The sequence below is a fragment of the Actinomadura sp. WAC 06369 genome, from assembly GCF_003947565.1.
Classification (GTDB): Bacteria; Actinomycetota; Actinomycetes; order Streptosporangiales; family Streptosporangiaceae; genus Spirillospora; species Spirillospora rifamycini.
In genome coordinates this window covers 76,883-87,085 of record NZ_QHJN01000014.1, presented here as the reverse complement: position 1 = coordinate 87,085, position 10,203 = coordinate 76,883, and the positions used below count along the sequence as shown (strand labels likewise).

Here is a 10,203-nt window from a genome sequence, read left to right as displayed (position 1 = left end):
GGGTCAGCGGGCGGGGGCGCGGGTCCATTCGGGGACGAGTTCCTCGATCAGCGCCTCCGTCTCGGGCTGCAGCCGGTCGAACAGCGGGTCGCGGCCGAGGCGGGTGCGGAGCTCGTCGACGGCGATGCGGACCTGCGTGTGGTCGCCCATGGCGTGCGTGGCGCGCAGGAGGTCGCGCCAGAGGCCCTCGTCCTCGGGGGCGAGGCGGAGGCCGGCCCGCGCGGCGCCGACGGCGCCGCGGGCGTCGCCCTCGTCGAGGCGCAGGACGACCAGGCGGTGCGCGACGTCGATGATGCGGGCGGCGGCCTCGTACTCCAGGTCGTGCCCGGCGAGCCACGAGTACCGGCCGCGGGGGCGGTCGGCGAGCAGCGGCCCGCGCACGAGGTCGAGCGCGTACGACATGTAGGCGGCCTCGGACGCGGGCTCGGCGGCGGAGCGCCACACCAGCCAGCGGAACACGGCGAGGTCGACGCGGACCTCGGAGCCGAGCCGGATCCGGCCGCGCTCGTCGTAGTACAGGTTCGGGCGGCCGCGGGCGTCCCGGCCGAGCCAGTCGGAGACGCGGGCGACGCAGGCGTCGCGGACGCCCGCGCTGACGCCGCGCGGCCAGATCGCCCCCGCGAGGACGGTCGGGTGGACCCCGTTCGGGTGCGCGGCGAGGTAGATCAGCAGCTCGGTGCACAGCTCGCGGCGGCTCTCGTCCATCGGGCCGGGCGCGACGACCTCGATGGGCCCGAGGATCCGGATGTCGACGGACGACTCGCGCACCTCGGGCGGCTCGCCGGTGTCGGGCAGCGGGACGGACTCGGCGGCGCCCGCCGCCCGGAACAGCTCGAACACGCCGCGGTACTGGTCGTCGGTGACGAGCTGGGCGTCGACGTCGAAGCCGAGGACGCCCGCGTGCAGGCGCTCCGCCTCGTCGAGGTCCCACGTCCAGGTGGCGCCCTGGACGTCGCCGGGGACGATGTACCCGGCGGCCATCCGGGTGCCGGTGCGGGCGAGCGCGACGAGGCGGGCGGCGTCCTCGGGCGCCGGCCGGTCGGCCATGATCAGGTAGTGCGGCATCCACGCCTCGCCGAACACGCCGCGGCAGCGGCCGGTGAGCACCGAGTCGACGCCGGACGCGGCGAGCGCCTGCCGCACCTCCTCGGCCCGTCCCTCCAGTTCGGGGAGCGCGTCGGACAGGTGCGGGACGGCCCGGACCCGGTCGGGCGCGATCTCGGTGAGGCCCTCGCCGAGTTCGTTGTCGAACCCGACGAGGGTGATCCGCATGTGGTCGGACCAGCGGTTGGTGGCGAGTTCGAGGGCGAGCGCGGCGAGCGCCGCGCGGCGCACCGGTTCCGGGCCGCGCAGCGCGATGAGCCCGTGCGCGGCCTCCAGGTCGACGAGGATCCGGCCGTTGGCGTTGGTGCCGATGGAGACCAGGCCCGGGTAGGGGGCGAGGACGTCGGCGAGGTCGGACGCCTCGAGGCCGGGCATCGCGTCGGCGCGCAGCCGCCACACCTGGCCGTCGTCGTACGCCTCCCAGGGGGTGGGCGGGTTGCGGTCGGCGGGCGCGATCCACAGGTCGAGGCCGCCGCGGCCGAGGTGCACCCCGAAGACGGTCGGCATGGCCCGGCCGCCCGCCGCCATCGACTTGGACATGTGCCGCAGGCCGAGGTCGAGGAGCCGGGCGCCGTCGTCGTCGGCGCCGAACCGCAGCGCCCGTTCCGCCTCGGCGGCCCGCCCCCGCGGCCGGACGATCATGTGGCCGAACGCGCGGTGCCACATCTGCGCGCGGCGGCGGCGGCCGAGCGCGGTGAGCACCCCGGCGGCGAGCAGCGACGCGACGGCGAGGCCCTGCGGCCATTCGAGGTCGAAGGTGATGCCGAGGTCGAGCGACGGACCGTCCCGGCCGGCGTCGTCGGCGGCGTCCCGCGGGCCGGGGACGGGCGCGCCGCCGCCGTCGGCGCCGCCCGTCATCTCGCCGGCCGGGGGGACGGACGCGGGCGGGTCCTCGGCGGGGCGCGGCGCCGCCTCCCCGGGCGCCGGGGTCGCGGGCGCGTCGGGCGCCGGCGTCGCGGGCGCGGACGCCTCCGGGGCGGACGCCTCCGGCGCGGGCGCGTCGGGCGCGGGCGCCGCCGGGGCGGGGTCGGGCCGCGGCTCCGGCTTCGGCTCGTCCGGGACCGCGTGCCCGTACCGGTAGTACTCGGCGAGGTCCTCGGCCGGGACGACCTGGGCGCCCTTCGCGTCCGCGGGCATCTCCAGGACCCACCCGGGGCGGATGAGGCTCGCGATCGTCAGGCGCGTCCCGTCGGGCTGGACGTGCCCCTTGTTCAGCTCGTAGATCTCCTTGTACCGGCGGCCCTCCCCCAGGCACTTCTCGGCGATCTCCCAGAGGCTCTCGTGGTGGCGGCCCTCCGGCGGCTGCACCCGGTAGATCTTCGTCGTCTCGGCCTTGCGCAGGGGTTCCGCCGCGAGCGCCGCGCCGCCGGTGTCGGGGGACGTCGCCGCGACGGGGCGTAGGTCCGCCGGGTCCGGCGCCCGGTGGAACTCCTGGGACTGCGCCTGGGCGGGCGGCCCCTGCGTGAGCCCGCCGCCGGAGAACGCGGGGACGATCGCGGTCGCCGTGGTGAACAGCAGCAGCGCGGTGACGACGAGCCGGTGCACGAGCGACTGCGCGCCGCCCGCGAGCGGCACCCGGGCGGGGACGCCGACGCCGCGGACGCCCGCGTACACCTCGACGACCACGCAGACGGCGAGCTGCAGCCACGCGAGCCAGACGAGCGCGACGAGGATCGTGATCAGGGAGCCGGGGCCGACGCGCCGGGTGAGGTCGTCGAGCGTCGGGAGCTCCGCCGGGAGCGGCGACCCGAACAGGGTGAGCAGCGCGAGCGGCACGCCGGCGAGCAGCGCCGCCAGCGCGATCAGCGCGCCGATCCCGGCGAGGACGTCGCCCGCGCTCCTGTGCCCCCGCACCCGCCTGTGCCCGTGCCGCGTCACCATGGCGCTCTCCGGTCCCTGAACGTCCTCGACATCGTAAATCGGCGCCCCATAGGTCGTCTCTCTCCGCGGGGGGACGACCCCCCGCACCCCCCGGCCAGTGCCGCCGCATGGCGTCGTATGACGCCGCTCCGCAGGCTCCGCCCCGTCATGCGGCGGCCCCCGTGACGGGGCGGGCCGTAGCGTCCGAGGTCATCGTGAACGCGCCGAAGCCCGGGAAGATCGCGAGGAACTGCGGCTCGACGGTGATCCGCACGGTGACGGTCACCTCCTGCGTGGACGCCGCGCAGTCGGCGCCCGCCACCTCGTCCCCGTACGCGGTGAGCAGCTCGCAGGCGGCGGCGCGGGCGCGGCCGGGGTCGACGACGGGTTCGCCGGTCGCGCGCAGCGCGGCGAGGTCGATCTCGTTCGCGCCCGCGCGGGCGGCCTGCTCGGCCATGTCCGCGGCGCGCTGCCGCGCGTGGATGGCGAGGCCGCCGTCCACGAGGAGGCCCGCGAGGAGGAAGACGACGGGGGTGAACAGGACGACGTACAGCGAGACGGTCCCCCGATCGCGGGACGCCCCGCCGGATCGGGGGGCGGCGTGCCGGAGGGCGGCGCCGCGGCGGCCCAAGGTCGTCACAGGCCGTCGCCTCCGCCCCGGTAGGTGTAGGTGTCGACGGGCGCGACGGCGCGGCCGACGAGGCGCTTGGTCCCGGGGAGCCCGATGAACGCGAGGTCGCCGAGGTCGACGTCGCACGCGATCTCGACGACGACGCGGCCGCCGGGGCCCCAGCCGGACACGTCCGTCCGGACGCTCGGGCCGCCCGCGCACCAGGACGTGCCGCGCAGTCCGGCGGCGGCGGTGTCGGCGGCGAACGCGCGGGCGGACGCCGCGCCGCGAGCGATGGACGCGGCGCGCGCGGCGTCGCGGGCGGCGCCGTCCATCTGGCTCTGCGCGTCGACGAGCCGCCCGGCGCCCGCGAGGACCAGCAGGAACGCGACGAAGAGGGGCGTGACCAGGACCATCTCCAGCGACATCGACCCCCGGTCGGCGCGGCGGAAGCGCGGCCTCACGGGGCGCCCCCCGCGCAGGAGGTGCCCGCGCCGATGTCCGGCCGGAAGCACTCGATCGGCCCCTGCGACCGCTGCGACACGGAGAACGTCATGAACGGGATGACCGCCACCGCCTCGCCGCGCACCTCGACCCAGCGCTCGTCGTTCGCCTCGCCCGCCGTGACCGACAGCCCGCCGAGCAGGTTCGGGCCGACCTCGCGCACGTCGCGCTCCGCCCGCGCCACCGCGGCGCCCTGCCAGCCGCCGCCGGGCGGCGCCGTCCGGGCGACGCGCGCGCCGGACTGCGCCGCGGCGAGCGCGACGTGCCGCGCGTGGAACACCATCGCGAACTGCACGACGGTGAGCAGGACGAGGATGAGCACCGGGGTGAGCAGCGCGAGCTCCATCGACGACGCCCCGGAGTCGTTCGCCCCGAGGCGCCGGACGAACCGCCGCACCGCGGTCAGCCCGTGTTGATGCTGTTGGCCTTGTCCTGGACCTTCTGCATGATGATCCCGCCGATCGCGATCGCGATGGCGGCGAGGATCGCGGTGATGATCGCCCACTCGATCGCGGACGCGCCGCGGCTGCGCTCGTCCTCGTCGCGCAGCCGGGCGAGCCGGTCGTCGAGCAGGGCGCGCAGGTAGGCGACGGACGGGTCGTTCAACGGGTTCGGCGGCCTCATCGCTGCACCTCCAGGGGGGCGGATGTCGGGGTTCGGTTCACGGTTCCGGGTCGAGACGTTCGGTTCATGCGCTCAGCACCCGCATCAGCGCCGGGTACGCGAGGAAGACGAGGAAGCCCGCGCACAGGAAGAGCTGCGCGACGAGCATCGACTGGGAGCGCTCGCCGGCCTTGCCCTCCAGTTCCGACAGCTCCCGGCTGCGCATGGACGCGGCGCGTGCGGCGAGCGACTTGCGGATCTGGGCGCCGTCGTCGGCGACGAGCGCGAGCGCCCCGGCGAGGTCGCGCAGTTCCGCGACGTCCAGCTCCTCGCCGAGGCCGCCGAGGGCCTGCCAGGGGGTGCGCCCGGTGATGCGGGCGTTGCCGAGGGCATCGCGGATGCGGTGCATCCCCCAGCCCTCGCCGACGTTCGCGGCGCTGACGAGCGCCTCGGGGACGCCGCGCCCGCCCGCCAGGTTCATCGCGACGAGGTCGAGGAACGCGCCGACGACGTGCCGGAAGTCCTGGCGGCGGGCCTGCGCCTCCTGCTTGAGCTGGAGGTCGGGGAAGAAGAAGAACAGCAGCGCGAACAGCCCGCAGATCCACACCGGGATCTGCACGGACGTGCCGAGCCCGAGCAGCGCGAAGTAGGCGACGACCAGCGGGACGAACAGCAGCGCGGCGGCGGGCAGCAGGAACTTCGTCGCGAGGAACGCCTCCAGCGACCGCTCGGTGATCGCCAGGTCGGCGCGGACGGAGCGCAGCCGCCAGCCGCGCGCCTCGCAGAACCGGGCGAGTTCGCCGCCGAGCCGGGCGCGCAGCCCGCCGACCCGTTCGAGGGTCGGGGAGATCCGGCCGGGCGGGCAGGCCGCGCAGCGCGACGCCCAGCAGCAGGACCCCGCCGCCGGTCAGCGCCCCGGCGAGGACGGCGAGCAGCACGTCCGGCGCGACCATCAGCGACCGCCCCCGCACGCGGCCGGGCGGGCGCTCACCACGCACCCCCGGACGGGTCGTAGCCGTACCGGGCCAGCTCGTCGGCGCACGTGATCGGCGCGGCGGGCACCGCGTGCCCGTCCGGTCCGGGGGCGAACACCTCCGAGGACAGCACCCGGCCGTCCACGCCGGTCACCTCGCGGACGCTGGACACGAACCGGCGCAGCCGCCCGCCGTGCGCGTAGTCGTTGCGCTTCTCGATGAACACCACGAAGTCGATGGCGCCCGCGATGAGCATGTGCGTCGCCTCGACCGGGAGCCGCTCCTCCGACTGGATCGCGTACGTCGCGATGCGGTTGAACACCTCGACGGACGAGTTCGCGTGGATCGTCGACAGCGACCCGTCGTTGCCCTGCGTCATCGCGTTCAGCATCGTGACGATCTCGTCGCCGAGCACCTCGCCGACGATCACCCGGGACGGGTTCATCCGCAGCGACCGGCGCACCAGCTCGGCCATCGAGATGGCGCCCTGCCCCTCGGAGTTCGGGAGCCGCTGCTCGAACGCGACGCAGTTGGGGTGCAGCTCCGGGAAGGCGTCGAGCCCGAGTTCGAGAGCCCGTTCGACGGTGATGAGGCGTTCGTGCGCCGGGATCTCGTTGGCGACGGCCCGCAGCAGCGTCGTCTTCCCCGCGTTCGTCGCCCCGGCGATCATGATGTTCTTGCGGGCGAGCACCGCCGCACGGAAGAACAGCCCGAGCTCCCGGCTGAACGTGCCGTTGCCCACCAGGTCGGCGAGGAAGACCTTGCCGAGCCGCGCGCGCCGGATCGACAGCGCGGGCCGCACCGTGACGTCCATGACCGCCGACAGCCGCGACCCGTCCGGGAGGCGCAGGTCGAGCTGCGGGTTCGCGGTGTCGAACGGGCGGGACGACAGGCCGCTGTAGGCCGCGAGGATCTGGATCAGCTCGACCAGTTCCTCGTCGCTCTCCGCGACGGGCTCGGCCATCGCCTCGCGGCCGTCCGCGTACCCGACGAACACCCGGTCGCAGCCGTTGATGTCGATGTTCTCGATCTCCGGGTCCTCCAGCAGCGGCTGGAGCCGGCCGACGCCGAACAGCGCCGCGTGGACGCCCGCCGCGAGGGCCTCCTCCTCGTCGGCGTTCGGCGGGCGGCGGCCCGAGGTGATCTCGCCGCGCGCGAACTCCTCGAGGACCTGGCCGATCAGCGCCCGCGCGAACTGCCGCTCGTCCTCGCCCGACATGGGGGCGAGGCCGTGCGCGGCGTCGAGGCGGCGCTGCTGGGCCAGCCGGTCGCCGACCTCCTGCCGGAGCCGCTTGACGAGCCCGTGGTCCATCAGCGCCTCCCCTCGGTGCCGGCGTCGGCGGCGGGGACGTGCTCGGCGGGCCGCGGCGGCGGGGCCTGCGCGGCGATCGGCCCGGGCCGCGCGGCGTCGCGGCGCGGCGCGGCGGCGACCCGGCCGGCGAGTTCGCCCGCGACCTCCCGCGCCGACCGGATCAGCAGCGAGCGGTCCAGCCGCCCGCCCCAGCGGCCGGCGAGCAGGTCGGCGCCCTTGGGGTCGAGCGCGAGCCCGCCGAGGACGGTGACGGGCTGCGCGGGCGGGCCCGGTTCGCCGGGCGCGGCGTCGCCCGTCCGGTCCCGGGTGCGCGCCGCCCCGGCGATGATGCGGTCGACCTCGGCGACGGACCCGCGGAAGTCGCGGGGGTCGGCGAGCACGAGCACCCCGATCGGCGGGCCGCCGCGCAGCTCGCCGCTCAGCGCGGTCACGCGCTCGCGCAGGTGCGCGACCTGCTCGAGGGTCGCGCGGGTGAGCAGCACGACGAGGTCGGCCTCGCGGAGCAGGTCGGTCAGCGGGGAGCCGGCGCCGAGCCGCCCGCAGTCGACGATGACGTCCACGGGGTCGAGCCCGGCGAACGCCCGCCCGAGCGGCCCCCACAGCCACGTCATGCCCTGCGCCTGCTCGGCGCTGGTGATGCCGACGAGGACGTCGAGGCCGCCGACGAGCCGCTGGCAGTGTTCGGCGATCTGGTCGGGGCGCAGCCCGCGCCGGGCCGTCGCGGCGAGGCTGAGCAGCCCGCGCGACGGGTTGAGGATGCCGCCGTTCCCGGCCTCCTCGGCGGCGGGCAGCCGGTACACGAGGTCGCCGCCCGCCTGGTCGCACTCGGCGACCAGCACCGGGCGCGGCCACACGGCGCCGAGCGCGACGGCGGCCGTGGTGACGCCGGGCGCCCCCTTGTCGGCGGCGAGCGCGATGACGGCCACGATCAGTTCCCGCCCGTGCCGGTGCCGGGCGCGCCGGGCGTCCCCGCGCCGCCGGACGGCTGCCCGCCCTGCGTCGGCGCGCCCTGCGACGGGGCGGTGCCCTGTGTCGGCGCGCCCTGGCCGGGCCCGCCGCGCGCGGGCGCGCCGCCGCGCGTCCCGTCCGCGGGCGGCGGCGACGCGCCGCCGGACCCGGCCTCGGTCCCGGGCGGGATCAGCGCGATCGCGACGGCCCCGGCGGACGCGGCGCCCGCGACGTCCGCGGCCTCCCCCGGCGGGACGGCGACGTCCACGGTCGTCATGCCGGAGCCGAGCCGCTCGCCCGCGACGGTGCTCCCGCCGCCCTGGCCGACGCCGACCACGATCGCGTCCGCGGCCAGGACGGTGCCCGGCCGGGGGCCGCCGCCCTCCTCGCCGCCGACCGCGTACACGGTGACGTGCTTGCCCTCCACGACGCCGCCCACCGGGAGCTGCCCCGGTTTGAGCGCGAGCCCGACGACGAGGCGTCCGGACGCGGCGTCGTTCGTCGGGCTGATCATCGCGTTGGTGAGCAGCGTGCCCTCCACCAGCGGGACGGTCGCGTAGTGCTTCGTCACCGCCGCCGCCTCGGACCAGCTCAGGTACTCGATGCCGGTGTCGCCGATCGGCACCTCCCGCAGCGCGCCCGGCGGGATCCGCTGCCCGGCCGCGACGGGCTGCGCGATCTGGATCGCGGACACGCGGTCGCCGCTGGCCGTCACGAGGTAGGCGCTGGCGAGCGCGCCGCCGAGGATCAGCAGCACCGCGAGTGCGGCGAGGGCGGGCTTGCGCTCCCGCGGCGGCGTGGGGAGCCGCTGCCCGCCGGAGGCGCCGAGCCCGGAGCGGCCGAGTCCGGGCGCCCCTGCGGTAGCGGCGCCGGACGGGCCTCCGGCGGCGGTCGACTGGTTGGCCTTCATGGCGCTGCCCACGCGCTCCTTCCCGCCCCGCCGCGGTCCCGCCTCACGGGCCCGCGCGCACCATCGAGCGATCCATGCTCGCGGGGGCGGCGTCGCCGCGTCAATGGATTCGGTGAGGCCGAGCCTGCAAAACCGAGGACGGAACGCGATGACCTGGGATTTCTCCGACCACTTCCGTACTTACCGGCAGTCACATAAGTCGCCAGATTCCCACGGGCGGCTCGCCGGGACCGTGGACGGGCCACCGGAAGCGCCGCACGGACGGGCCCACCCGCCCCCGTCCGCCCACTTTTCCGGCGCCCATAGCGGGCGTAACGGCACTGGATTGGCTTTGCGGTGGAAAGTGGCGGTGACGGTGCCATAACCACGTGGTGAACAGCGGGCCCGAGCGTGAATCGTGCGACCGCCGCGAAAAAGGCGTTCCCTTTCCTTGCAGCATGCACCGGATGGACCACGGGACGGCGCCCCGGCCTCGCCGCCGTCGTGGTCAGCGCCGCCCTGTCGGCCCCGGCCGTCAGGGCGCCGCGAGGCCGACGAGGCGGCCGAGGAGCGCCATCGAGTGGTCGAAGTAGGCGGCGCCGTCCATGATCGTGTTGTTGAAGGTGCCGAACAGCTCGAAGCTCACGGTGCCGAACAGGCCCGACCACGCGGTCACGGCCCGCGCCGCGACGTCGTCCGGGACGTCCAGGCGCACGCCCTCGCGGATCCGCCCCATGTCGCCGGCGAGGGCGGCGGGCGCGGGCGGGCAGGGGCCGAGCGGTTCGAGGGCGCCCGCCGCGTGCGCCTCGGTGACGATCCGGGCGTACACGCGCGTGTCGCGCAGGGCCGCCGCGACGGTGTCCTGCGGCGCCCGGTAGCCGGGGACGGGCGACCCGTACAGCAGCGCGAACTCGTGCGGGTGCGCGAGCGCCCACGCGCGGACGGCCCGGCACACGGCGAGCCACCGCTCCCCGAACGCGTCCGGCCGCGCGCCGCGCACGGCGTCGTCGGCCCGCTCGACGGCCGCGCCGAGCGCGTCGTACCCGTCGATGATCAGGGCCGTCAGCAGGTCGTCCCGGCTGGGGAAGTACCGGTAGATCGCCGATGACGCCATCCCCATCTCCCGGGCGACCGCGCGCAGCGACAGCCCCGCCGCCCCGTCCGTCGCGAGCTGCTTCTTCGCGATGCCGGTGATCTCCGCGATCAGCTCCGCGCGCACCCGTTCCCGTGCCGTCCGTCCAGCGCTCATGCCGCGAGGTTAGCAGAGCGCCGCAACGAAACGAGAGCACTGCTCTTGACGAACGGCGCGCTCGTCAGAGAGCATTGCTCTCGGAGCGGAGCACTGATCCGCAAACGGGTCGGGTGCTCCGCGGCCGGAACCAACAGCACCGTTCGTGAA

The 10,203-nt window shown here is 76.2% G+C and carries 10 protein-coding genes; all 10 read right to left on the bottom strand.

Annotated features, from left to right (window positions below; all coding sequences use genetic code 11):
• Nucleotides 1–3: 3 nt before the first annotated feature.
• The 10 genes from DMH08_RS06480 to DMH08_RS06435 all read right to left on the bottom strand — a co-directional run bounded on the left by DMH08_RS06480 (nucleotide 4) and on the right by DMH08_RS06435 (nucleotide 10,053).
• Nucleotides 4–2,985 carry a BTAD domain-containing putative transcriptional regulator gene (locus DMH08_RS06480; RefSeq protein ID WP_051300666.1) on the bottom strand — a complete coding sequence of 994 codons (2,982 nt, stop codon included), beginning with the start codon at nucleotides 2,983–2,985 and terminating at the stop codon, nucleotides 4–6.
• 145 nt (nucleotides 2,986–3,130) lie between these two features.
• Complete coding sequence (locus DMH08_RS06475; RefSeq protein ID WP_233617437.1) at nucleotides 3,131–3,604, bottom strand: TadE/TadG family type IV pilus assembly protein; 474 nt, start codon at nucleotides 3,602–3,604, stop codon at nucleotides 3,131–3,133.
• Nucleotides 3,601–4,038, bottom strand: coding sequence for a TadE/TadG family type IV pilus assembly protein (locus tag DMH08_RS06470; RefSeq protein WP_233617436.1), 438 nt, complete (start codon nucleotides 4,036–4,038; stop codon nucleotides 3,601–3,603). The genes DMH08_RS06475 and DMH08_RS06470 overlap by 4 nt, the downstream gene beginning before the upstream one ends.
• Complete coding sequence (locus tag DMH08_RS06465) at nucleotides 4,035–4,475, bottom strand: TadE/TadG family type IV pilus assembly protein (RefSeq protein WP_026402564.1); 441 nt, start codon at nucleotides 4,473–4,475, stop codon at nucleotides 4,035–4,037. Before DMH08_RS06465 ends, DMH08_RS06470 begins: the two co-directional genes overlap by 4 nt.
• Nucleotides 4,476–4,480: 5 nt before the next feature.
• Nucleotides 4,481–4,702, bottom strand: a complete 222-nt coding sequence (locus DMH08_RS06460) for a hypothetical protein (protein ID WP_034517940.1) — start codon at nucleotides 4,700–4,702, stop codon at nucleotides 4,481–4,483.
• A 64-nt stretch (nucleotides 4,703–4,766) separates the two neighbouring features.
• Nucleotides 4,767–5,300: a type II secretion system F family protein gene (locus DMH08_RS06455; RefSeq protein ID WP_233617435.1), complete on the bottom strand. Its 534-nt coding sequence runs from the start codon at nucleotides 5,298–5,300 to the stop codon at nucleotides 4,767–4,769.
• Nucleotides 5,301–5,668: 368 nt separating this feature from the next.
• Nucleotides 5,669–6,967, bottom strand: a complete 1,299-nt coding sequence (locus DMH08_RS06450; protein WP_026402568.1) for a CpaF family protein — start codon at nucleotides 6,965–6,967, stop codon at nucleotides 5,669–5,671.
• Complete coding sequence (locus DMH08_RS06445) at nucleotides 6,967–7,893, bottom strand: hypothetical protein (RefSeq protein ID WP_233617434.1); 927 nt, start codon at nucleotides 7,891–7,893, stop codon at nucleotides 6,967–6,969. The genes DMH08_RS06450 and DMH08_RS06445 overlap by 1 nt, the downstream gene beginning before the upstream one ends.
• 2 nt (nucleotides 7,894–7,895) lie before the next feature.
• A complete protein-coding gene (locus DMH08_RS06440) occupies nucleotides 7,896–8,837 on the bottom strand; it encodes a hypothetical protein (RefSeq protein WP_233617433.1) in 942 nt (313 codons plus the stop codon).
• 502 nt (nucleotides 8,838–9,339) lie between these two features.
• Entirely contained in the window at nucleotides 9,340–10,053 is a 714-nt protein-coding gene (locus tag DMH08_RS06435) for a TetR/AcrR family transcriptional regulator (protein WP_026402569.1), read from the bottom strand.
• Nucleotides 10,054–10,203 lie beyond the last annotated feature (150 nt).

What these genes read in the sequence shown, in the direction of transcription:
- DMH08_RS06480 (WP_051300666.1), bottom strand. Translation starts at nt 2,985, where the DNA reads ATGGTGACGCGGCACGGGCACAGGCGGGTGCGGGGGCACAGGAGCGCG.
- DMH08_RS06460 (WP_034517940.1), bottom strand. Translation starts at nt 4,702, where the DNA reads ATGAGGCCGCCGAACCCGTTGAACGACCCGTCCGTCGCCTACCTGCGC.
- DMH08_RS06450 (WP_026402568.1), bottom strand. Translation starts at nt 6,967, where the DNA reads ATGGACCACGGGCTCGTCAAGCGGCTCCGGCAGGAGGTCGGCGACCGG.
- DMH08_RS06435 (WP_026402569.1), bottom strand. Translation starts at nt 10,053, where the DNA reads ATGAGCGCTGGACGGACGGCACGGGAACGGGTGCGCGCGGAGCTGATC.